Here is a 24,486-nt window from a genome sequence, read left to right on the forward strand (position 1 = left end):
CGCCTTGCGGTTCTGTTTCCCCGAGAACGGGCCAGGGCACTGACGCGTGTGCCTTCCAGTCAGCGGTCTGGTTCCCGCCTGCCGGTCCACCGCCTCCAGCTGGCTAACCCCCTGCCTCCCTCTCAATTCCCTCCACCGCCTGCTGCGCAGGCTTTTTTCATGCATTTCCACAGCGAGATCACCATCCGCCGCCCCGATGGTTCCCTCTTCCCTCCGATCGGCCTCCTCCATCAAGACGATGACGTCCTCTCCGGAATCCTGTTCCTGCAGAGCATGGGCCGCCAGATGGCGTGGCATCGCAATGGCGAGCTCAGCGGCCTCCAGCTCCAGGTCACCCCTACCCCTGAGCCCGAAAGCGCCCGAACCGACAGTCGGGAAGCCGCCAGTTTGTCCCCACCGCGCCACAAGGACCTGGATGACGCCTTCTCCTTCCTCGATTCCCCTGCCTGCTGCCCCAATGGAGCCCAGAGGCCATGAATATCACCGTGCTGACGGGCACCGCCCCCTTGCCGGTGCAGCTGACCTGCTTTGACTGCGGCGCCATCCGCGCCGAGCTGCTTCTGCTGGTCCCCGGCGTCGCCCCCCGCTGGCACGAAGAGTCCGCCGGTGGCTTCTCAGTGCTGATCGAGGTCTGGGGGAAGCAGGCACAGGAACTCAGCGACCACGCCACCCCCGGCATGCGGCTGGCCGCCTCCGGACGGCTATGCGGCAACCACTGCGGCCTGCGGCTGGTGGTCGATCGCTTCCGGCTGCTCAATCCATCCCCCTCCTGTAGCTGATCCGTTCAAACGGGCAGGCGGGTGTGAGCCCCGCCCCAGCTGTTGCCGGTCTCTCCCCCGAGGCCGGCTTTTTTGTCCTCTCTGGCGGCCTGTGCGCCGCAGCTGTGAACCCCATGTCCCACGATTTCCACTCCGGTGTCTTCCTCAACAGCCAGCCCGCCTGGCACCGCCTGGGCCTTGTGCTCGACGGCACCCTGCCGGCGCGGGAAGCCTTCCGCCTCGGTGGCGCCGACTTCCAGCTCGCCGGCCGCCCCGTCTACGACGCCGATATGCAGCCCATTGATGGCTACCAGGCGATTACAAGGACCGATACCGGCACCACCCTCTCGGTGATGAACGCCACCTATGAGGTGGTGCAAAACGAGCAGTTGATCCGGGTCGCCGAGGCCCTCCATAGCGATGCGGTCATGGATGCGGTCTGCGTTCTGGCGGGCGGCCGCAAGGTGACCTTTACAGCAAGGGTGCGCCAATCAGAAGGGGAGGTGCTCCCTGGTGATGCGGTGAATCAGTACCTGGTTGGCTGCACCAGCCATGACGGCACGATCGCTTTCTCCGTGTTCTTCTCCCCCATCCGGGTGGTGTGCAAGAACACGCTCTCTGCTGCCCTGGGTCTTGCCTCAGCGCGTAGCCGGCGCCAGCAGGGCTGCCGCATCCGCCACACCCGCAATGCCAATGCCTTGATCAGCCGGCTGCCTGAGCTGATTGACCTGCAGCGGCAGCAATTCAGCGGAGGACTGGCCGAACTGCGGGCGATGGCCGCCGCCCCCTGCACGGCTGCGCAGTTCCGCAGCTATGTCGAGACCCTGTTCGCCGATCAGCTGCGGGGAGCGATCAATGACCGCCGGGGCGATGCGGCGACCAGCCGGCCCAGGCGGCTGGAGGATCTTCCTGCCTGGGAGGGTCTGTCCGCCAAGTTCGACGGCCAGGCCATCGGCAGTGACATTCCGGGCGTGCAGGGCTCGATGTGGGGCGCCTACCAGGCGGTGACCGAATACCTCTCTCATGACGCTGGTCGCTCGAGAGATCCGATCGAAGCCGCCCGCCAGCGGCTGGAGGGGCTGTGGTTCGGTAAAGCCGCCGCCACCCTCACCCAGGCCCATGAACTGGCGCTGGCAGCCACCCGCAGTTGATGGCCTGCGGCTGGCTACATACGGGATCAGAAGAAAACAGCCGAAAAATGGGCAAGGTCTCTGACCTCCTTGCCCATTTTGTCCACACCAGCGGGCTGCGATGACCACCGGTGCGGCTTGATGGTGCCATGGCTTCTGGGGGATTCGGTTGAGCCGGGAGGCGCCGGAGCTTCCCCCGATCCCGTACATCCTGGCGCTCTTGATCTGGTTAACAACCTTAGGTGTGGTGGCGGGGGCTTTTGCCCCGAGCACGTCAGCACAGAGGAGACCCGCGGGCTTTCCCGGGTACCCACCCCGTGTGAGAGCCGAATCCCCCAGGAGGAGACCGTCCACCACAGAGACACTCAACAATCCGCCCATTCCATGAACATCAGCACCCAGCGGTGCACACAATCCCTATGACTTCCTACGAACCCAACGTCTGGACCACGATCGCCACCTTCTGCCGGGAGCTAGCTCCTATCAGCGGGGCGTTGCTTGACTCAATCGGTCAAACGGCAGCAGCAATCGATCGAGCCGGATTCGATTCTCGCTCGCTCAGAGCATCGGTAAATCGAAACCGACAGCCGGTGCTAACTACTGAGCATGAAGAAGATGAAGAATGGACATAATCGGATTAACTGGTGGATTTCCTTGCCGCCACCGTGCGCGGGATGTGATTTTACCTCTACCTCGTGATCGAAGTCTGGCGCCGCAAGTACGTCGTCTGGGATCTCGCCGACCGAGAGCACCCGGCCATCGCAACAGATGCTGGCTGCGCCTCCGGGAACACTGCTCCCAGTCCGGCATTGAGTCTTGCGACACCGTGCTGTTCACGGCCAAGGTGCAGCGCTGTACCAAGGGCTTGGGATCAACCCATCGCGTCGGTCGTCGAGGCAAGCCGCCGGCGGCAGCAGGTGAGTCGGCTAGGGGGCCCATCCGGGATGCGGTGGTCAAGCACCGCGCCCAGCGCCACAGCGTGATGTTGAGCGAACTGCAGTAGCAGGTGCAGACAGGCCCTGCTGCTCGCTGACGCGGAAGCTTAGGCCAGGCGGCTCAAGATCCACCGGGATGCGCTGCTTCAGGACCTACGGGAACTTCAGGAGCGGTTGCATCTGATCACCACCCATTGCAGGATCCTGGACCCCGGGGCCACTCGCTCGCTTCCGGCGAAGACAATACGGGCCACGGATGGGCGCCGGCGCTATTCGTGCTTCGCACGTGAGGCCATGCACAATGGATAGGGGTTCGCAAACCTCGGCCGATGACGGCACCCGTCCGCTGCCACCTGCTGATCGGCCCTCCCGCCAGCGGTAAGACCACCCTGGCCCACCAGTTGGCCCCCCTTCTCTCAGAGCCCGGCGCCTCTCCCGTCCTGGTGCTCTCCACGGATCGCATCCGCTGCGAGGTGTTCGGCGATGCCGCGGTGCAGGGTCCCTGGTCGGACATACGCGAGCGGTTGCTGGAAGAGTTGCGGCAGGAGGTGCGCGCCGGCCGACCGGTGATCCTCGATGCCACCCATGCGCGCCGACCCTGGCGGCTTGCCTTCACCCAGGCCCTGGAGCTTCCGGCACCGGTGGAGTGGATCGGCTGGTGGCTGCACACCCCACCAGCGCAGTGCCTCGCATGGAACCAGACGCGCCCGCGGAAGGTACCAGAGCCGGTGATCCGCGAAATGGCCGCGGCGCTCAGCCACAAGACCTTCGGGCCCTCCCGAGCCGAGGGCTTCGCGGTGCTAGTGGGTATCGATCCCAGCAAGGATTCCGTGGATACACAATTTCTGCAGACCCAGCTGGATGCTCTCGACAAACGAATCCGCAACGCCGTCAACAAGGAATTGGGGAAGAAGAACGGCAAAAAGCTTCATGCCTACTCCCGCCTGCTGGATCTTGAGCGGCTGCTGTATCTGATTCGATTACTGAGCTGCTTTCCTGAACTGGAGGCCACCGACGAAGCCACCCGGGAACAGTTGGAGGCGATCGTCAGCCCTCTGCCGGAAGGAAGCCTGGCCGAGAGGGCTGCGGCGTACATGCGCAGCTGGAACGAGATCCAGGGCGGTTTCGGCGAGTGCTATGCCGACCCGGCGGCCATCGAACGTGATCTCGACTGGCTGGAGGCGAATGGCTTTCTGCGAGCGAAGGAATCCAGCCGAGCGGCGATCGAGCCTGGTCCATTCCAGGCCAACCCATCCGACCCCGTGAATGGCGGCTACCCCGCCCACGGTGATCTCGCCGTCTTCCAGCGGGTGTTCACCCTGCTGCGCCACATCCTGCTCGAGCCCTTTGACACCCACACAGAGGGGGAGCGCTCAGCAAAGAACTCCTCTGGGCCCAATACTCAGAAGTTGCCCACCCACCTGATCCAGGAACTGGCAGAGATCCCAGGCAGCTATATGCCCGGGGAGCAAGACACCCTCCAGCAGGATGTGCGCCATCTGCTTACGCCCTACGGCTTCCGGAAACAGAACGACAACGCCCGCCATGGCTATGCCATAGGCAATGCCGTGCTCTCCGGTGCCCAGCTGTTGGAGGTGTACGGCTGGCTGCGGGAGACAAGCGAGCGTCTGGCCGATCCCTCCCATCAGCAGTTGCTGGAGAGTCTGCGCCGGCGGCTGAGATGGGGTGGGCTACTGAAGGAAGCCGACCAAAAACTGCCCCTGCGTGCAGTGGTGAACCGCTCGATCGTGCACCCCCGCACCGGCAGCCTGGCAGCAGACAACGGCAGCCGGATCGACACGGCGATCGTGGAGCACCGCAGAGTTCAACTCGAGCGTATCCAGCGAGCGTCGTCGCACCCCAACAGCCCCGATGGCATCTTCACCATCTGGCCGCTGCAGGTGATCTTCCACAACATTGCCTGGTACCTGGCCTATGAGGAATGGCATCCCGGCCAGGAACACGGGCTGATCCGAACCGAACGGCTCGATCGCCTCCACTGGATCCGGGAGGACGGCAGCTTCCGTCGTGACGAGGACCCCCATCACCAGGCCCTGCATCGGCTGGAGCGGCTGCTACAGGTGTGCGGCGGCATTTTCTTCGGGGAGGATCTCGATGCTCAGCTCGACCTGGCCAGCCCAACCCCAGCCGGACAGAAACGGCAGCTCAACAACACCCTTCGGTTTTCGTGCCAGGAGTGGAGCTTTGCCTTCATCCGCGAAGCCTCGCAGAAATTCCCAACCAGACAGATCCGCTACTCCAAGCCCATCACCTCGACTGCTGGCTGGAAGGCCGACAAGCTGCATTGCCTGCAGCCCAACCCCGCCGGCGACAGCCATCCCTACCCAGTGGAGATTGATCTGCCGATCTGGACCCTGGAGGAAGATCGGGATCTGCAGGCCTGGCTGTTCCGCTTTGGTGCCGGTATCAGGATTGAGAAGCCGGAAAATCTACGCTTCTTACATCGCACCACTGCCAAAGAGGTGCTGGATATTTACAGATAGTTAAAAGGATGACCATTCACAAAAGGAATGCAGCCACACTGGAACAATGCAAGCACGTCTCCACTGGCCAGCCATCATTCCTGGCCCCTGACTGCTCGAGCCGGAAACCCTCACAGCAAAGTGGCATAGAAATCCTGCCAAGCATACTGTTATCAACCTCCGGAACAAATCAACTACATGGACTCCACAACAATCCTGCCTTCTCTGACGATTGGAAACTTCAAGGCATTCCGAGGCATCAATCATATTGAACTAGCCCCACTAACAATACTATACGGACCAAACTCTTCCGGAAAGAGCTCTATTCTGCAAGCCATCCTTATGCTTGCAGACACTTTAGCCCTGAATGGTAATACAAGAGACTTGGGGCATGATAATAGGCTCAGGCTGGCATGCAACCAAAGAACTGATCTTGGCAGTCATGCAAACTTCACACATGGCCAAGGCGCCCTGAGGCGGTCAATATCGCTGGGCTTTCAAGCCAGAAAGAGCATCATTCACCCAAGCTGTATTCGTGAATGCTCCTTGCCAAGTATTCTTGACGAAATCTCAGGCTATCAGATTGTTCTTCACTTCTCCGAGCCCGGCCCAACTGACTCTCCAATAGCCAATCGCATCGATGTTCTGTACGGAAAGGAGAAGACCAGGCTACTCTCTTATCTGCTAGACTCGGCATCAGACGCATTTGTTCCAAATGAAGAATGCATAACTGATTATATTTCGTGGCTGGAAGATCTTCGGCTCTTGGCAGATAACTGGGAAACACCCTTCTGCCTTTGGGAACTCACAAGTTCCTTCGGTGGCCATGCACTGCTTCCATGGCTAGCTAACACAAGAAGCGATAGGCTGCTGATTCTTGAGCCGGCAGCGTGGGCTGAAGAAGGAGAGGAAAATCCCGATCCGTGCAGGCATTCTCTCAGCAACCAGATGATCTGGTTGTTTAAGGAGATGGACTTACGCTCAGATGAGCTTGCAAGAATCTTGTTTGCCTTTGATATCGACACACAAGTTATTACCTGGAGAACCCAAAGGCTGATCCGTGTTGACAGTCCAACTACTCAGGGAGGGACTCAGAAGCCGCTTGAGTTAAGGGTTTCAGAATCAATGAAGAATGCGCTCCAAGGCGCCATCGAGCTCAAGTCTACATGCTCCAGATGCACACCGGACAAACTAGGAATGTCAGAAGCAAGCGTAGAATTCTTGCGCAAACTGGTTGTTAAGGGAATCTTTGGCCTTGATGACTATAGCCTTGAAGATTCACTATATAAGATTGCCTCGTTACTTTGCTGCTTCCCCGTTCCTCTGCGGTTTGCTGGCACTATAGGTCATATAGGCCCGCTAAGGCCGCAGCCAAAACGCTTCTACTCAACAACTTCAGTATATTCTAATTTTCCCACCAGCCCTCCTCCCGAATGGCTTAAGAAGATTCTTCAGTCTTCCGAGGCCGGCATTGCTAGTTGCAACAATTGGCTACGGCGCCTAGACATTGATTACTCGATGAAAGTCATCCAATCATCTGACTCCGTAATAGGTAACTATATCACGGTATCCCTAACAGACCTAGCCACTGACACACGACATACTCTCTGCGATGTTGGCTTTGGCTTGTCACAGATCATCCCGATCATCACTACGGCTGCCTTGTCTGAGGGGCAGTTGCTAATGGTTGAGCAACCAGAGCTACACCTGCATCCCCGCCTCCAAGCAGAACTTGGGAACCTATTCGTTGAATCTTGCACCAAGGTGAAACCGAATCAATGGATTATCGAATCGCACAGCGAGTTACTGCTGCTTCGGGTTAGGCGCCTAATTCGAGATGGCGCAATATCTTCCTCCAGCGTAAAAGTAATCTATGTTGATCCTACACGCAAAGGATCAAGACTCAAGATTCTTAGGATTGGCGAAGATGGCGAAATGCTTGACGATTGGCCTGCTGGTTTCTTTGAAGATAAGTTGATTGAAATGGAGGGCCTACTCTAGATGCTTCTTCGAGTTCTAGCAGACGTAGACCACGAAAGCTTGATTCCCATTGAGAATTCAGCCCATGCTTATCTAGCTGATGAAATCCATGGCCACACTGTTCTCTACATTGATTCTGCCAAGCCGCTTGAGCTGACGAAGTTTTGGGATACGGTTCCAGAATTCTTGCAACCTAGATACAGAGCTGCACTGGAGCGTGCACTATCGAATGGCCGTGTTAAGTATGGGGATCCCGGCGAAGATGTGCAATCCTTTTCAATTCCAACATTATGGATTGATTCAAAGGCGGATTCTGGTCTCGGAAATTCTCTCCAAGACGTCCAAATTGGGCTAGACGAATTTGTGCAGGGCATAGATCTTCCGCTTGAAAGTCGTCGAGAACATCTTCATCCCAACGCCATTGCCTTTTCTCGGATACTGGCTTTGCGACGGCATATTGCTCTCATGAATCAGCTCCATCTAAGTAGCGGTTTATTCAGGCACGAGGTGTGGAGAAGCATCTTTAGTCCTTATTCGCACGAGTTAGGCAAAGTCACATTGTGTGATAGATATTGCCTTGCAAAGCATGGGATGAATGGGCTCGAATACTTGATCTCTAGACTTTCATCCTCGGGCTGCACTTCTCTCAATGTCTATGCGTCACTTTTTGAAGAGAAGAATGCAGGGTCTCGTATCTCAATAGATAAGGAAAAGATCTGGCGCTCAATTCGCCATTTGTCTGGCATTGGCCAAAAGAATGGCGTCTCAATTGGAATTAGTCTAGGGGCCGATCGTAAATTTAGGCTCCCTGCCCATGACCGCTATATTCGCTTCCAAGACCTGGTTTTTTCGCTTGGCAGTGGCATCACTCTTTTTTCTGACAACCGCCTGCGTGCTCACCATCAGTTATCCATGGGCTTGTATGATAGCAACCTCCGTTCTGTTGAACAAGCCTTGAGAAAGGAACAGGAGATCAGTTTTGAGCTTCCATTCGCCAGTAATGCAAGGGAGGCTGAGCAAGAGAGGAATTTTCTGGAACCCATCGATACATAACACACGACGAGCAGCTGAGCGATTGCTTCTGTCTTTGGCTTGACAACGCCTCAATTCCTCTTTACATCAGTGCCATCAAGTAAACCATTGTCGCATTCATCGCCTAGCTCCTCGGCTGGCGCTCATCTCAGGAACGGCTCAGAGGGCTGCTTTGCTGCGTAACGTGCTGAAACACAACAGCTAAGAGGCACGAGAAGCCAGTTTATACCAATGCTTCTCTCATGCCGATCTTTAGTAGCAAGCCCTACCATAGCTTAGGGCTTAAATGCACTCCGAGAGAAACGACTTGGATAAGGCAGCAAGGCAGGAAACACGGTCCCGGCTTTCTACGCTGGTAATGGCAGTCGCCGGCAGGGCTGTACTTGACTTGCATGCAGCTCTGCAAAGCTCGTCATTCGCACGAGGCGGGTTCGATCTGCCGTCATTGGTGCGAGATTGGAAAACCGAAGCCTCATCTCTATCTCTCCTATGAATACTCAGCTGGGGCTTTTCGATTCACCCGCACTTGAAGGGCCGCAGCAGCTCCAGCTGCCTGGTCTGGCTTTGCGCTTCTGGCCCCGCTGGTCTAGGGCCAATACCGACAGATTGAGCAGTCGCCTGAAAAGTGAAGTTCGCTGGAAGCAGGACCAGATCAGCCTCTTCGGCCGCACCCATCCACTGCCACGCCTCACCTGCTGGGTAGGCGACCCTGGCTGTTCCTACACCTACAGCGGGGTGGCCAACCCGATTGAGCCCTGGACCCCGCTGCTCCAGGAGCTGCGGGAGCGCGTGCAGTTTGCAGCTGGCTGCCTTTTCAACTCCCTGCTGCTCAACCGCTACCGCGACGGTCGCGACAAGCTCGACTGGCACGCCGACGACGAGCCGGAGCTTGACCCTGCAGCCCCGATCGCTTCCCTGAGCTTGGGCACCGCCCGCAGCTTCCGCCTGAAGCCGAAGGTCCCTGCGTTCCATCCAGGCGAACCGCTGGTCTACGAGCTTGGCCACGGTGATCTCCTCGTGATGGATCCCCCCACCCAGGAGCACTGGCTGCATCAGGTTCCCCCTCGCCTGCGTGTGAAGGCAGAACGCATCAACCTCACCTTCCGCGTGATCCGCCCGGAGGCGATCCGCCATGTATGAACAGCTGATCCCTGCCGTTGTCGACACCTTCTCCCTGCCTGGGGAGCCGGAGCACGACTTTCTCCTGCGTCTTCGCGCTGCCGACATCTGCCTACGCAGGAACTACGCCACTTCCGCTGCCGTGTCGTCCGAGCCCTATGCCGAGCCGATCCTCCGCGCCGCCTACCTGCTGCGCTACCTGGGGCACTACACTCTTCAGCTCGGAGATCTCCTCAAGGAGCTAGAGGGATCCGCGGCGGCGCATGTGCTTGCGCTGCCGGAACTGCGCCTGGCCGCACTCTGTGGCGGGCCCTGCCCGGAGGCGATCGCTCTGGCCGCACTGCACAGCCAAGCCGGGGGGCGCCGCCTGCAGGTTGATGCACTCGATCGCCATGCCGAGGCCTGGTCCGACTGCTGGCCGATCACCAGCGCGATCATCCGCCACTATCCCGGCCATCCAGAGGTGAGGATCGAGGGGGTGGGTACGGATCTTCTCAAGCCCTCGCTGACGCCGCAGGAACACCGCCGGCTGCAGATGGCTCAGGTCTTCACATCCATGAACTGCCTAAACGAACTCGTGGGCGTTGATGCCGACAGTCTCCAGCGTGGTCTGGCGATGCGTCTTGATGCGCTGTCTCCCGGAACGCTCGTGCTCGCCAGCGACCTTGCCGGCTACAGCGACTGTGCCCAAGGCCTGCAAATGCTGCTGGATCTGCTCACCGCGCGGCAGGCCACGGTCTTGCTGGCTGAACTGGATCCAAGCCGGCCCCACGAGATGGAGAACCGCTTCGAGATCCCGGAGCGGATCGCCTGGATCTACAGCGGCGAGTACGAAAACAGGTTCCGCATCTTCGTGCGGCAGCTCCGCCTGGCCGCCGTCCTGAACTGAACATCGTTCTTCGCACGAAGAAAGCAAGATCTCCGCTCGACTGGCCCGAACTTGAAGAGGTCCTTTGCCTCTTCCGCCATGCCTCGTCGCTCCGGCAGCTGGGAGCAGTTCCATCACCACATCCGATGGAGCGAACCACCAAGACCCGCTCCTGCGCCACCACCACCGGTGGTGCGCTCGGCCCAGAGGGCATCCAGGAGCCCTCGCCCAGAGTCCAGCAAGGGCTCCGGCGAGTCGGGCTATGCACATCTGCTCCTCACGTTGTGGCAGGTTTTCTGGCGCGGCTTCTGAGGTCAAACGGATCGTTCGCCGGGGTCGGCAGGGAGCGGCCCAGACCCACCACCGACAGACCAACCAGCAACACCTGGCCGCCGGGTGCAGCGCGAGGGCAACGCTCAGCGTGAGTGAGGCCGCAACTCCACCGAGGGCTGCAAGACCAGTGTTTGCAAGGCCATGCTTCACAAGCGTTTCCCGGCCAGCTGCATCGGCACGGTTCCACTCCATGCGATGGGCCAGGAGCCACAGGGTGTGGTGCAACGCTGCGGCCACAATCGTCGCCTCCAGGCACTCGGGCCCGATGGCATGAGGCATCCCCTCGGCCACGAGTGCATCAACACCCCCATCCAGGTGCGCCCTGCTCACGTCCCACGCATCCATCGGCTCGGCCCCTCTTGCGCGGTTCCAGCTCGCCGTCTCGAACTGCCATCCCTGAGCGGCGCTTCCCCCCTCCGCCTTTGGGATCCAGTGGCTGGGATCCTTGTCCGCCAGCCAACTGCTCACTGCCCCCTGCGGATCAGGCACCCGAAACAGCAGCTCCGGCAGCTGGCCTCTGAGTTCGGCGCTGTGACGTGCCAGACGTTCCTGAACAGTGGTGAGGGTGGTGGGATCGGCGAGCGCATCGCGAAGCCGGGCGATCAGGGCACCCCACCCAGCGGCGGCCAAGGGTTGTCTCATGCCACACCGCGGGAGTTGATGCCCTGCTCACTATCCAGGTAGCGGCGCAGGTTCACGCCGGCGTCATGGGCCGCCGCCAACTGCTGCGCCTGCTGATCCTGGCCCAGCCCATCCCAGAAGGCATGAAACACATCCAGCGTCGCCTTACCCATCCCCACAAATGCGAGCAGCTTGAGCGGCCAGCCCAGCCAGGGGAAGATCAGTAGCACCACGCTGAGAACAACGCGCACCATCGCTCCCTGCTTACTGCTCTCCCACACCGTGACGGAGATGGTGCGCACCTGGGTTGCCCGATCGATCTCACCCCGCTGTCGCAGGGCTTCAGTGCGCAGCACTACAGGCAGGGTCTGCTAGATGGCGTAGACCACCACCCCGTAGAAGGTGGATTCGGCCACGAACTCCCCTCCGCTGAAGGATCCACCGTTGCCATTGGCGTCAATCGAGGCGAGCCCGGCTGAAGGTGCTGACTCCCAGCCGGCGCGGGGGAGGCGGAAGGGATCAGAAGCTACGCGGGTCATGGGTCTTCTGCATGGTCGTGAAGTCAGTCTCAGCAGGTTGAGCGGGCAAGGGTGGCTTGACCGTGCGAACGACCAACAGAAGCCGGATGCCATCAGGCCTCCTCTGCAACCTCCTCGACCCCGTCCTCGAATACATCCGACCCTGGAAGCTCCAGTAAGGGGAGGGCCCGGACAGCACTGCCAGAGATCCCTCGGATCGAGCCATACATCTGGGCCGTGCTGACCATCACCTTCTCGATTGTCAAGCGACATCCGGAAATGGACCTCCGGCGGCAAGAAATCTGGCCCACCCTTTCGGGATTGAGACCCGGCTTGTTGACGCTGTAGCCGGCGTCTATCGGTCTTGGTCATCAGTCGTTGGCAATGGGGGTGGATCGTGAGGGACGGGATGCTCATGGGCTCCCTCCCTCCTCCCCGGTGGTGGGGATGGTGCTCACCGCACTGCTGGCCTTGATCAGACCGGAGCGCCGATTCTCGCGCAGGCGGTACTGTCGCCCCGCATGGTCAGCGCATGGCTGTGGTGCAGCAGCCGATCGAGGGGATCGGGCCTGCGATCTGCCCGCCATCGATCGGATCCAGCTGCCCGATCGCGCCAGTTTCTACTCACCGGCAGCGTTCTGCGCCAACTGGGCCCATGAGCAGATCCATTCCACCCGCCATGAATCCCCTCTGAAGCGGGATCTGGGCGGTGTCTTCGTGAAGCCGCGCTATGCCCGTGAGGAGCTGGTCGCTGAGCTGGGGGCCTTGCTGCTGGGTGATCGAATGGAGATCGGCAGCGAGATCGAGAGCTATGTAGCCGATCTCGGCCACTGGTTCGAGCTGCTTAGGCAATCGCCCGAGGTGCTCTTCCAGGTGCTCAGCGAGGCGCGGCAGGCGGCGGATCTGATCTGCCCGGAAGCGTCTGAGCAGCTGGAGCACCAGGGCGAGCTCCGCCCCGCCTGAAGGGTGCGGGGCATGCTCTGGGTCTTGCTATGCACTCCATCAAGTCATTGCAAGGTGATCACAACTGAGGAGGGTCCTCAGTGTCAGACCACCGCGATTTTCGTTTTTCGCAGGAAGATCAACACAACTTGAGCCTCCTACCGCAAAGCTAGGTTCATGACCAATAGTCGCCACTCGAAGCATCAATTGGATCGAATCCACAGTTGGATGATGCAACACTTTCAGCGACTAGGCCGAGTCGTAAGACTACTTCATCTCATATCGATTCACTCCTTGCACAACTCGCAGCAATGTCGAAGTCGATATGAGTGGCTCATCCGACAACATGAAAGTATGACAGAAGAGATGCGGCAGCCCTCCCATGATCTTGCCTTCCAAGTGGGTATGTATCGCAAGCAACAGGAAGACTCACGTCAGGAAGCTCTAGTGCAGCAGGCCCGACTGAGAAGCACTCATGATGGTCGCTGTGTGCCCAAAGAAGTATTTGGCACTACAAATCTCCTTAATTCAGCCGATCGAGTGGCGGGGTTGTTACAGAATGAGACGGTTCTTCCCATGAGTGCCTATCTTGGCTTCTCTGAGCGTTTCCAGAATCTGAATGCCATGCTTCAGGCTCCACATCAGACGTTGCGCCGAACGCAGTTCAGGTTTGTGGCCATTCTTCCACAGCAGCATTCCGAGGGACAGTACCAAGGAGCGCATTGCACTTGGAGCAAGTCAAGCCGTATGTCTAGTTCCGCCGTCGATGCCAGGGGACGCGGCGTGGGACTAGTCCTGTGAGCCAGATCGTCGACTTTGCTGCTCCTGGCCAGGCTCGAGCTTTCTGGGGCGAACTAGATGTTGATGGGCTCCTGCAGGCGCAGCCAGCAGGTCGGCGCTACTTGGGTGCTCTTCAGATCGATCAGAAGACAGCTGAGATTCTCTTGGATATAGCGGCTGCCAACTTCAGCCGTCTGAGACCCTTCACAACCAATGCCTGTACCCAGGTCTTCGACAATGTCGACCGACAGCGCTATTGGTGCCGCCTCACAACCATTGCCTTATCTGAGTTCGCGTACCACCGCAGCGCTAAGAAAGCCTTCTGGAAAGAGCTTTCAGCACGTCTGAATATCGATGAAAGCCAGGCGATGCGCAACTGCTTCTACGACATTCTCAGGAAAGGGTTTACTTCGCTCGGTGCAGTTCAGGCGCACGATCACGCAGAAGTGCGTCGCCTCTATGTGGCTACCCTCTACTTACAGAACGGGATCCCTGTTCAGCATCAGGAGCGGTTCGCCACATTGCTATCTGAACTCAGAGACGATTACGGATGGTGGGAGATCGCCCATTCCAGTCCCGCCGCGATCTCGGAGCTGCTCCACCATGACTGCAGCCACAGACACGATGCTTGGGGTACCATCCTCAGGTTCCTGAGCCTCAGTTGTCCGAAGGACGGAGAGGACTGCCAACCGATCTCCGGCGAACTTACCCAGAGCCTGGCGATGATCGCCACCGAGCTTGACCGCCGTGGCCTCGATGCTCGCATGCTTGTTGACGAGACACAGCGCAGCAGCTTGCTGGCCGGATTCGATATCCCCAACGCATTCTTTCTCCGCGATTGGTCGTCCATTGCACAATTACTGCGCTTCAACCCCACCCCCTCCACCGGCAGGCGGATTCGCTCGATGCAGCGCCGGCCGTTGACGCTTCGCCTCGAACCGGAGGAACGGGGAGAGATACAGCTCGTTCTTCCCCCACAGCACATCTATCGAGCTGAATGGAAGAACCGCAGCACGAGCTTTTGCTGCATTCCGGAGGCCGAGGGAGCGGAGTTCGACATCGACACTGCCCAAGGGATCCTGGACCTGGATCGGGAGATAACCACCCCTGTGCTTGCAATCGAGGAACTCTGGCGCTGGCAGTTGCGGATGGGGGCTGGAGAGGGGGAGGTGGCGTTCGAGTGGAACTGCTGCGGAGTCGATCCAACATCTCCCATTTTGATCTTCGATCCCATCAATGGTGAACGCCTTGAACCCTCCACTGATCTGGGATCTGCCAGGGAACTGGTGGTGTTTACACCCAGGGACTACCTCCTAGCGGATCATCCCGATGTGGAGGTGTTGGAACGCATTCGTTGGTGCAGCATCAAGGGCTGGTGGGGTCATCACCTCGAAAAGAACTCCGAAGCAGTTCAGCTTTCCTTCCGCTCCGGCGATACCAGCTTCTCCCTGGACTGGAGCGGCCAAACCCTTCGAGTACCCGAGCTTCGCGGTGAACGCATCCACAACCGTCAGCTGATCTTCAGTTCGGCTCCGCAGCTCTGGATCCCGCCACTGGAGCATGACCTCGACGTTCACGTGCGCGTCGATGATCTCGATCGAAGAGTATGCCTGACCGCCGAAGCTGATCTGATTCCTCTGGATGCTGATTCCAACTGGCAGTGCATCGACCTCAGCGACTGCATCCAACAGACCGCCCGAGTTGCCGTCGTCGTTTGGCTGGAGCAAGAGCATCCCTTCCTGCCTCGTCGCTGGGAGCAGGTGGCGCAGGTGGACCTGGAGGCCATGGCTATTGACCCCTTAACACTGCCTAGCCCCAGCCTTCTCAGGCTCCACTCGGAGAAAAATAAAGAATGGCCATTCAACCCAGAACTTCAACCTCTTGTCTTGGAGGAAGCGACGGAGTTCTGGTTGCCTGCATGGCGGCTCAAGGGTCTCTGGCCGTTCGAAACAATCACAATTCATTTACGCAGCAGCGAAGCATCGCTGAGCGTCGATCAAGTCGCCTCGGCTAGGGGAGAGCTGGAGATTGAAATGGCCACCTTCCGCTACAGCCTTGCAGAGTCCGACCACTATGAATTCTATCTGCAACGTCAGGGTGATCCCGATCTCCATTTGATTTGTGGTTTGGGGCAACCCGAAGCGGAGTCGATCGCATGGGATTCCAGTGATGGGATCCTCGATGGCCTTCGTCCAGGAACTACCTATCAGTTGGAGGTCTGGAATCTCTTGAACTCCAACCAATCACCCGAATCAGTCGATCTCGTTGCAGCTAGCGAATCGATTGACGTCAATTTAGAAGATTTCCTTGTCGAGCCTGCCGGTCTCTACTATCTGGAACTTCGAAAGGATAGCCGGCATTTACGGACTCTGGGCTGGTGGTCGGGCATTAAAGACAAGCTCGCACTTTTCCCTGATGGCATAGACCTTGAGCTGCTTGGCAACCTGCTTGACAACGAACCACTCGAGGCATTCAAGGGTAGCTTTTCATCTCATCCGCATGCTCTTTCTGACCGGATGTTGGCGAGGGCCGTCGATGCCCTCGCCGATCCTCAGGCACTGCCGTCTTGGATCGATCGGAAGCTTCTTAGGAACAAGCTTGATGTCTGGCTACACCCTGAAGGCCCTGTGGATGACACCCCCCAACAGCCTGATGGTGATTGCCCTAAGGAACAGCCAATCAAGATCACACTTCAGCTGGAGCCCGTTCCGTTTCGCCCCTGGTCTAGGAGAAGCCGACTTGAAGCTACTCGATACTTCATACATAGCTTCCAGAAGGTCCGTGAGAGCATGGGTATTCCTTCAGATGGAATTCGCATCGAAGCCCTTGATACAGACATCTGGGTGGTACTAGCGAAAGTATTTTTACGAGAAGACCTCAGCCAGATACTCGTCAAGGCTGGCGAAGAACACGCGCTAAGAATAAAGCAAGTCGAGACAGGAAAAAGGCTGCAGGCACTGGCCTTCCACGTCAAGTTTACCCCTTCCCAAGAGCATTCCTCCTCCAGAAGAGCTCAGTCAGAGGAGTTTCTGGAAATCATGAATGACTGTCGAAATGAAATGAATGTTTCCCCTGATTCAATTCGATTTTCGATTGATGAGGAAACGGCGCTGCCTGTCATCACGGTGAGCCATAAGGAGCATAAGGAGAAGCTCGATGAAATGAGGGCAGAGGCAGAATCCGAACTCTCAGTTGGTATCACCCTAATCCGTAAACGCGAATGACCATGCACGACCAGCTGATTCGAATCCTGTCCCGCCATCGGGGTGAAGTGGATCGTCACTATCCACGGCCCTTGCCACTTCATGTCATCACCCAGTTGCTCCAGCAGGAGGAGGCGCCAGACAAGCCAGCTCCTGACCAAAGTGCACTGATTGAGACCCTCCATGAACTGGAGGCGAAGGGAGAGATTGTCTCAGGACCAGGCAAGTGCTTCTGCATGGCGCCCCCCAGCCTGGTGATTGAGGCTGACTCCATGCTCAATGCTCGATTCCTCGGTGATCGGGCCTACCTTGCCGCGGTGCACCAGCATCTCGATTCCAGCATTGAGGCAGAAGACTGCTGCCTCAATAGTCCATTGGATCCTGCACAAGCCCGTCAGAGACTGGCGCGGGTTGGTGTGAGCCTAAAAACCTGGGACGATCTACTCCGAGCTCTACCCTCTCCCACGACCCCCTCCCCCCTGGCGCTCCGCCATGCCAGTTGGAACCGGGATCCCTTTCAGCTATTTGATTGGATCGAGCACTACAAGCCCTCCACGGCAACAACTCAACCTCACCGCTGGCTCGAGCTCTTTCACGCTGAGGATGTGAGTTCTCACTTGCTGCGTCTACCCGATCACACCCTGCTCTGGAAGATTGAGAACCTCTTCTATGAGATCACCCCAGATGTAGCGGTGTTGGCGATGTTTGCCCTTGATCGTGAGGATGGCAGGCCACTGTTGATTCCCTGGCAGGAGGCTACCGGCATCCTTGATTTGCGTGAGATTCAGCTTCCAGCTGCCTATGCCCGGCTGCTCTGGGCCCTCTCGGAGCCAGCTCCGGAGACCTGGAGGTCACGAATCGTGAGAGCACGCAACAGGCCTCTAGTGCGGGCAGCCCTCAACCGCCTTGGTCTGGAGATCTGATCCTTGCGACCACCCATCAACATTCCCCCTTCTTCCCCATGATTACGAAAGGACTGGATGCTGTCGCTGCAGCCACTGAGCCTCGGGAGAGCCTCATTCGGTACCTGCTATCGGCGTATCTCCTTCGTGATGCACATCTGAGATTCGGCTTCGAACAGCTGCTCCAGGAGCCTGGTGCAGTCGCTCAGGACCCCTATCTCGAAGGGACCCAGCCCTATCAGGGTGACAAGTCTCTGTTGGACCTGCAAAGAGAAGGTGTTTTGGACCCAGGAATCCTACGGATGTTCGATCCACCTCATCGTGTGCTGTACAGCCACCAGGAAAGGGCCATTCGCTCAGCGGTTCAGGATCAGGAGAACATTGTTGTGGCCACGGGAACAGGGTCGGGTAAGACGGAATGTTTCACAGTTCCGATGATGGATCACCTGTTGAAGAACCCACAGCCAGGGATGCAGGCACTGATCCTCTACCCCATGAATGCGCTGGTGAACGACCAGGTGAAGCGTCTTCGTCAGCTTCTCTGTCGCCAGGGGAGTGACCACCAGCTCATACGCTTTGGCTTTTACACAAGCCGAACAGAGAAAAGCACAGACAAGGCCATTGCCGCCTTACGCGAGGAACTGGAGGGAACAGACAGGAATGAGCTCCTATCGCTCCTTTCTATTCGTGACCAAGAAGCACTAGCCGACAGGCCCCATCAGGACATTGTGGAGGCCGCTCAGATTCGTATCCTGCAGATTCAGCTTGTATCCAGAGAGCAAATCTGGCAGAACCCACCACAAATCCTGGTGACCAACTACTCAATGCTCGAGCACATGCTCGTGCGACCCTTGGAGCGCTCAAGGATTTTTGAAAGTTCTCGCCACTTTCACATGCTCATCGTCGATGAGGCACACACTTACAACGGCTCAACTGGCACCGAGGTGTCAATGCTGATTAAACGCTTCAAGTCTGCGGTAGGAGTATCAGAGAGCGGTAAGATCCAGGCAATGGCCACAAGTGCCTCGCTGGGAGAAAGTTCTGATCCAGAAACCAAGAGTAAGGTCATTGCTTTCGTCAGTCAGCTATTGGGGGAACCTTTCAAAGATGTAATCTGGGGTGAGCGGGTTTCCGTTGAAGTACGCCTCGGAGAACCTTACGAACTTCCCGGTGGACTCCAGGAAGAGGAACTCTATGAGTTCGTTGATGAGCTTAGTCTTCCCTCACTGAAAGCAACGTTGACCGCTTGGAAGCTGCAGCTCAGTTGCCTTGTGCCTGATGCGGTCCTTGAGAATGCAGAAGTGGAGGGGCGAGGCGAGATCCATCAGTTCTTGTGGCATGCCCTCAAAGGCCATCCCGTGATGCACCGTTTGATCAAGATTCTGGCCCGTGGCCCACAGCCATGGCAGCAATTGGCGTACAGCCATGAACTATGGGCTGTACCCACATCCCTCCAGGGAGAAGTCTTGCAGGAAGAACGACTTCGTCTCGAAAGAGCCCTTTCAAATCTGGTGCAACTAGGCACCCTGGCACGATCGTCGCCAAATGAGCTTCCCTTACTCCCCGTTCGATTGCATTTGCTATTCCGCAGCATTGAAGGTCTATTTGCTTGTGTGAATCCAGCATGTGATGATGCCGCTCATGATCCCAATTCGACTCAGAAAGTTAAGTATGGTCGTCTCTACCTGAGTAGTCAGCAAGAGTGCAGTTGTTGCTCAGCTCCAGTTATTGAGCTTTCGAGTTGTCGCAAATGTGGTGAAGCCTTCGGTCTCGGCATTGTCCGTAACAAACAGCTTCAACCTTTGCCAAGGTCTCTGGAAAACCTGGAGGACAAAAGTGAATTGTATGTAGTAACCACAGTTCCGGTCGATAACATTACCAGTGATGAAGATACCGGTGAGGAAGATTCCGCAGAGGAATCCTCTGATGCCACTGAAGGGTTGGTCTTGAACGGTGGTTATCTCCTCAGTCCACTGTCCCTGATGAAAGATGGTGACAAGTGGAGTGTACGCCTCAAGCCTTCTAGTGATGGTGGGTCTGTTTGGCCACTCCAGTGGTATCGACCTGCCAAAAGCGGCAATGAAGAGGGTGGGCTGTTGCAATGCTGTCCCGCCTGTGGAGCGCGAAAGCGACTCAGTGGTTCGATTGGCCGCTTCGTTTCTTTCTCAGACGCACCTTTGGAGGTCATGTTGGATACGTTGTTTGAGCTGATGCCTGATTCGGTTGATGTGCGACCTGGTACCACACAGCGTAAGATTCTTACCTTTTCAGATGGACGCCAGGATGCTGCATTCTTTGCCTCGGATTTTCAACGTACCCATACGGAAAATCTCTATCGACAAGTTGTATGGCATACATATCTGAGTAAACAATCTGATGGTGTTGCGAGCATACGAGAGGTGGAGGCAGGGATTGCTGACGAGTTTCTCACTCTTTCGGTGCCACATCCCGATCCACAGCCCCAACGCCATCATCGCAGTTATGTTCCTCATGATGAGAATGAAAGGGATCGGAAGAATCGTCGAGATTGTCTACAGTGGGCAGGCCAAAGGGCGCGTGAGCTCTTACTGCGCGAATTCGGCCTTCCTTCTTCTCGAAGATTCTCTATAGAGTCTCTGGGAATGCTGGCATGTCACGTCGACGCGATCAGTCAGGATCTCATCCTCAAGGTAGTTGGTCATTTCAGTCTTGAAGGTGAAGATGCGAGGCAATTGGCACAAGTGTTTCTCACTAGTCTTACAGATCAGATTCGGCTCCTGGGAGCAGTTGACCTCGATGACGCTTCTCATTACTTTCCCGAGACTGGGGGTGTGGATGGAGGTATGCCAGGCATGCTTGGCTTAACAGGACGTCCGCGAATCCGCCTGAAGTTAAGAAAGGTGCCTAAAGAGAAAGACACCATTTCTTTTCTGCCTCGTCTAACTAAGGATCGCGGCGAGCATCCTTTTCAGAATCGGCTTCTTGATTATTGCCATAAGTTCTTTGGAGGACTCCCCAGTGAGGGCTCAATGAATTCACTCTATCAGTCGCTCGTGAACGAGCGCATCTTGAGTGTCTACAATGACGGCCACCAATTGGAATGGGATATTCTCACACTGACTTGCTCGGACGATGATTGGTTTTGCTGCCCATCTTGTCAGCAGTTGTTCCATATCCCTCTGTTGAGGAATCTCAATCCTGATAAGAGAAAGCATGCATTCAGCTGTCCATCCTACAAATGCAAGGGCAGTCTTCAGACTTGTGTGCCAAAGTCCTTACCCATCAATCATTATCGCAATTTGATTTCACGAAAACCGTTGCCCCTTCGTGCCGAGGAGCATACAGCGCAGTTGGAAACAGAGGATCTCTCCCAGAGAGAGAATCGCTTTAGACGAGGCCAAATCAATCTGCTGAGTTCATCGACCACACTAGAGATGGGCGTCGACATTGGAGAACTTCAGGTTGTGGCCATGCGCAATTTCCCGCCCCATGTCAGCAACTATCAGCAGCGAGCTGGACGAGCTGGTAGGCGCACCGATGGTGTTGCCGTGACGCTGATGTATGGTCAACGACGGCCGCATGATCGGTATTATTTTGATCAACCAAGCCGACTGATTGCCGGCAGCAATCAGGTTCCAAGTCTCGATCCCCATAACTTTGATATTCAGAGTCGGCACATTCGTGCTGAATTATTGGCTCGCTTTCTCCGTGATCGATGTGATCGCGGTGCCGAAAAGGTTCTGATTGGAGAATTCCTTGGCTTTCCTGAGGAACTTTCTCCCGTAGCCGAAGGAATCCAGTCATCACTTCTTCAGGAGTTCACAGAGTGGCTGCATGAGAGGGCAGCCCGCGATCTGATTGACTATTGGATTGTGCTTCTAGAGAGTCAAGCAACCAAGGATACTGTTGTTAATGATTTCTGCAGAAGGCTTCATGTTTTTTGCATTGAGCAACAACGAGACTGGAATGGTCTTGCGGAGATCCTTGATAGTGTCAACCTCGAGTTAACTCAGCTCATAACAAAGACTGACAAGGATAGCAAAAAACGGCGCGACTCCTTGTTAAAACGTCAACCGGCAATCCAGCGTCAAATTCAAAAGATCAACGATCGTCAGCTGCACGAGGAGCTGGCAACGGCCAGCATTCTTCCAATCTATGGGTTTCCCATTGACGTAGTTCAGTTGATGACACAGGAGAATGTCAATTCATTTTCTTACAAAGGCGGGCATCGACTGCAGCGCGATCGAAGGTTAGCGCTCAGTGAGTATTCACCAGGGCAAGACATCGTTGTTGATGATCGAGTACATCGAAGCGTGGGTGTGGTGCGTGTTGGAGATCTTGAAACGAACCACTACTGGTGCTGTAAAACTTGCAATTTCTTTATACGTGAAAGCACTGAGGAGGCTATTGAGCAGCGCCTAGGTGGTGATGGAATCTTCTCTTGCCCAGTTTGTGCAACGGATCTACGGCCAGGTGCAAAGCCTTCAAGGGCCTATAAAGTTCCTCGAGCCTTCACTACCGACTGGGCAGAGGTCCCAAAGGTCACGCCCTTCCGTAAACCAGTTCGCCAGCCCACGTCCCAGGTTTTTCTAGCCCAGGCAGATGATGATTCCGAAACTAAGCGCTATCAGTACTTCCAAATCACTGCGAGTCAAGGGGGCGAGTTCTTCCTCTCCAATCAGGGCTCTTCTAAGTTAGGGCGTTCCGCAGAGAAACTTGGCTTTCCCCTCTGCACCCGCTGTGGTCGTGACTTAACGGAGCAGATCAAGGAAATGCGCAAGAAGAAATCTGCAGACAATGGACGTGCGAATTCTTCAACAGCACTCCCGCATTCCCACCCAATAACTCAGGGTGCCTGTAAAGGTCGCTATGAGTACGTGCATCTTGCGCATCGATTCCGTAGTGATCTGGTCAAAATTCGATTTACGTCAGAGGCTAGACCTCCTGCTTTGCATTCATCGATTCGGAATCTCGAGTCGGGCTCGGGAATCACATCCGAAATGGATGATCAGTCTTCATTCATCAGCGACCAGAGCTCAGGAGGGCTCAGCTTTTGGCGCTCTTTAACGTATGCAATTCTTGCTGCTTCAGCCCAAGTCATTGATGTTCCACGGGCTGAACTTGATGGGCTGTTCCGTCCGGTTGAGAATGAGCCTGGTGTTACCGAACTCGTCCTCTATGACAATGTCGCTTCTGGCGCTGGTCACAGTAAGAAGATCGCCGGTAAGTTTCAAGAGGTTCTAGAGCGCACGCTTAGCCTTGTAAGTTCATGCAGTTGTGGAAGTAGTTGTTACGACTGCTTGCGCACCTACACGAATCAGATCTTCCATGATGATTTGGACCGCCATCTTGTTCGTCGATTTTTGCTGCCCATCGTTGAGCAGTTGAGGCCTGATGATCGGCAGAAGGCGTTTGCACCCCATTCCAGCAGGGTTGATGGCGAGAGAGTCACCTTGCTCTTTGACCGCGCTGTGCGTATGGCTGGTGCAGAAACCATTCTTGGGTTCTCCTCATTCCGCGATCCTTTCAGCCTTGCCTTTCTTGCCAGAGCGATTGACGGTAACCGAACGGGTACACCGGTTACGCTTGTATTACCGAGTCTGCCTCAAAGAGCATCCGATAATTCCACACGCTTGCTGAGAAGACGCTTATCACAGTGGATTGATGAGAATGTACTACTGCTCTATACATCAAAGAATGTGTCTGAAGATAGCTTGTGTTTCAGCTCTACTCAGTCCCATCGCTCTGCCTATCAAGTGCGTACCGGGGAGGACGGAGGCATTGTTGAATGTCTCGAGACGCGCAGCACAGAAGGTGTGCATACCGTTCTAGAGAGACTTCATGGCTGGAGGGACACTGGAAGCTTGGTGGATCTCCAGGAACTCAATGATCCGGATACTCAAATCTTCTTCCCCGAGAGGAAGTGGGGGACCGTCAGCATTGATGAGCTTAGAGCTCGAATTGGTCTTGAGGCCCTCTTAAATGGTCATGTACTTCAGAAAGTTGAGTACACTGACCGATATCTTGACAATCAAGATCTCTATTCAGCAGAGCTATTTGTGGAGCTCTTCAAGGGGCCATGGTTGAATCCCAAGACTCGTATGCGTGTTTCAACTGCGGAGACCAAGGATGAATTCGAAAGGAGAACTGATGCTCGTCGCCTACGGATCCAGCAGGCCCTTGACACGATGCCTCTCGATCAGCCTCCCGAGCTGGTATGGCAGCCCTATGGTCGGACGCCGCATGGGAAGCGCTTGAAGCATGCGAGGGAGCTTTCCATTCACTTAGATGATGGTGATGCTTTTCAGATCCTGTTTGACAAGGGCCTTGACTTCGTTCGGCCTGATCAGGGAGCCTGCCGAGTCCACGAGGATTCTTATGTTGTGATCAACCGTTCACGCTAGTTGTGACCTTGCCGAGCAAAGGTAGGAACGAGAGAATGTCGGATTTTCGACTGAACCATTGGCTCAGTGTCTAGAAGGCCACCGCTCGACACCATTAAACGGTCTTGGCATCCAAAGTCTTTCCCAGGGGCTGCAGGTGTCCTGGCGACTCCAGGCTGACACAAGAACTCGACCACGCTCAGCACTGAAGGTGATCAGATACCTGTACAGGGAGAAGCAAGAGTCATACCCACGCAGAGGCTTACCGCCCCCATGGAGAATGAATTCAATCGTCTGTACGATAGTTAGCCTTGCGAGTCCAGGCTCGACTTCACCTAACCATCGTGCCAGCCAGCTGTAGAAACTGTTGGGTCGACCACATCCTGGCAGAAGGAAGTGCTGCTGCTCTCCAGAGTCAATTGACAACAGTGTGAGCAGGGCATCTTCGGACACGAAGGCTGATGGCAGCGGCAGATAGCCAATGCCACCAAATTATGGATGTGTACCAGTTGGTGCCTGA

General features: G+C 56.4%; 14 protein-coding genes. 12 read left to right on the forward strand and 2 right to left on the reverse strand.

The features are described 5' to 3' along the window. The first annotated feature begins 159 nt into the window (after positions 1-159). The 8 genes from KBZ19_RS12530 (at position 160) to KBZ19_RS12565 (ending at position 10,326) form a co-directional block, all read left to right on the forward strand. The gene (locus KBZ19_RS12530) at positions 160-477 is read left to right on the forward strand and encodes a hypothetical protein (protein WP_255101160.1); all 318 of its coding nucleotides are present in this window, start codon (positions 160-162) and stop codon (positions 475-477) included. Continuing rightward, a complete protein-coding gene (locus tag KBZ19_RS12535) occupies positions 474-779 on the forward strand; it encodes a hypothetical protein (RefSeq protein WP_255101161.1) in 306 nt (101 codons plus the stop codon). Before KBZ19_RS12530 ends, KBZ19_RS12535 begins: the two co-directional genes overlap by 4 nt. A gap of 113 nt (positions 780-892) precedes the next feature. Further along, the gene (locus KBZ19_RS12540; RefSeq protein ID WP_255101162.1) at positions 893-1,909 is read left to right on the forward strand and encodes a DUF932 domain-containing protein; all 1,017 of its coding nucleotides are present in this window, start codon (positions 893-895) and stop codon (positions 1,907-1,909) included. Between the two features lie 1,243 nt (positions 1,910-3,152). Next, positions 3,153-5,327 (forward strand): AAA family ATPase, encoded by a 2,175-nt coding sequence (locus tag KBZ19_RS12545; protein WP_255101163.1) that lies wholly within the window; start codon positions 3,153-3,155, stop codon positions 5,325-5,327. A gap of 177 nt (positions 5,328-5,504) precedes the next feature. Next, positions 5,505-7,307, forward strand: a complete 1,803-nt coding sequence (locus tag KBZ19_RS12550; RefSeq protein ID WP_255101164.1) for an AAA family ATPase — start codon at positions 5,505-5,507, stop codon at positions 7,305-7,307. Between the two features lie 39 nt (positions 7,308-7,346). Then, entirely contained in the window at positions 7,347-8,339 is a 993-nt protein-coding gene (locus KBZ19_RS12555) for a hypothetical protein (RefSeq protein ID WP_255101165.1), read from the forward strand. Positions 8,340-8,807: 468 nt separating this feature from the next. Then, entirely contained in the window at positions 8,808-9,458 is a 651-nt protein-coding gene (locus tag KBZ19_RS12560; RefSeq protein WP_255101166.1) for an alpha-ketoglutarate-dependent dioxygenase AlkB, read from the forward strand. Further along, positions 9,451-10,326 carry a hypothetical protein gene (locus tag KBZ19_RS12565; protein WP_255101167.1) on the forward strand — a complete coding sequence of 292 codons (876 nt, stop codon included), beginning with the start codon at positions 9,451-9,453 and terminating at the stop codon, positions 10,324-10,326. The genes KBZ19_RS12560 and KBZ19_RS12565 overlap by 8 nt, the downstream gene beginning before the upstream one ends. 950 nt (positions 10,327-11,276) lie before the next feature. Here the strand turns inward: KBZ19_RS12565 and KBZ19_RS12570 are convergent. Continuing rightward, on the reverse strand, positions 11,277-11,615 hold the full coding sequence (locus tag KBZ19_RS12570) for a hypothetical protein (RefSeq protein WP_255101168.1): 339 nt from the start codon (positions 11,613-11,615) through the stop codon (positions 11,277-11,279). 15 nt (positions 11,616-11,630) lie between these two features. Continuing rightward, entirely contained in the window at positions 11,631-11,798 is a 168-nt protein-coding gene (locus KBZ19_RS12575) for a hypothetical protein (RefSeq protein WP_255101169.1), read from the reverse strand. Between the two features lie 426 nt (positions 11,799-12,224). Between KBZ19_RS12575 and KBZ19_RS12580 the strand changes: the two genes are divergently transcribed. The 4 genes from KBZ19_RS12580 (at position 12,225) to KBZ19_RS12595 (ending at position 23,987) form a co-directional block, all read left to right on the forward strand. Further along, on the forward strand, positions 12,225-12,740 hold the full coding sequence (locus KBZ19_RS12580) for a zincin-like metallopeptidase domain-containing protein (protein ID WP_255101170.1): 516 nt from the start codon (positions 12,225-12,227) through the stop codon (positions 12,738-12,740). A 776-nt stretch (positions 12,741-13,516) separates the two neighbouring features. Then, positions 13,517-16,723, forward strand: a complete 3,207-nt coding sequence (locus KBZ19_RS12585) for a hypothetical protein (protein WP_255101171.1) — start codon at positions 13,517-13,519, stop codon at positions 16,721-16,723. Beyond that, positions 16,720-17,625 (forward strand): hypothetical protein, encoded by a 906-nt coding sequence (locus tag KBZ19_RS12590; RefSeq protein WP_255101172.1) that lies wholly within the window; start codon positions 16,720-16,722, stop codon positions 17,623-17,625. The genes KBZ19_RS12585 and KBZ19_RS12590 overlap by 4 nt, the downstream gene beginning before the upstream one ends. 38 nt (positions 17,626-17,663) lie before the next feature. After that, on the forward strand, positions 17,664-23,987 hold the full coding sequence (locus KBZ19_RS12595) for a DEAD/DEAH box helicase (RefSeq protein ID WP_255101173.1): 6,324 nt from the start codon (positions 17,664-17,666) through the stop codon (positions 23,985-23,987). Positions 23,988-24,486 lie beyond the last annotated feature (499 nt).

Source organism: Synechococcus sp. L2F (assembly GCF_024345695.1).
GTDB lineage: Bacteria > Cyanobacteriota > Cyanobacteriia > PCC-6307 > Cyanobiaceae > MW101C3.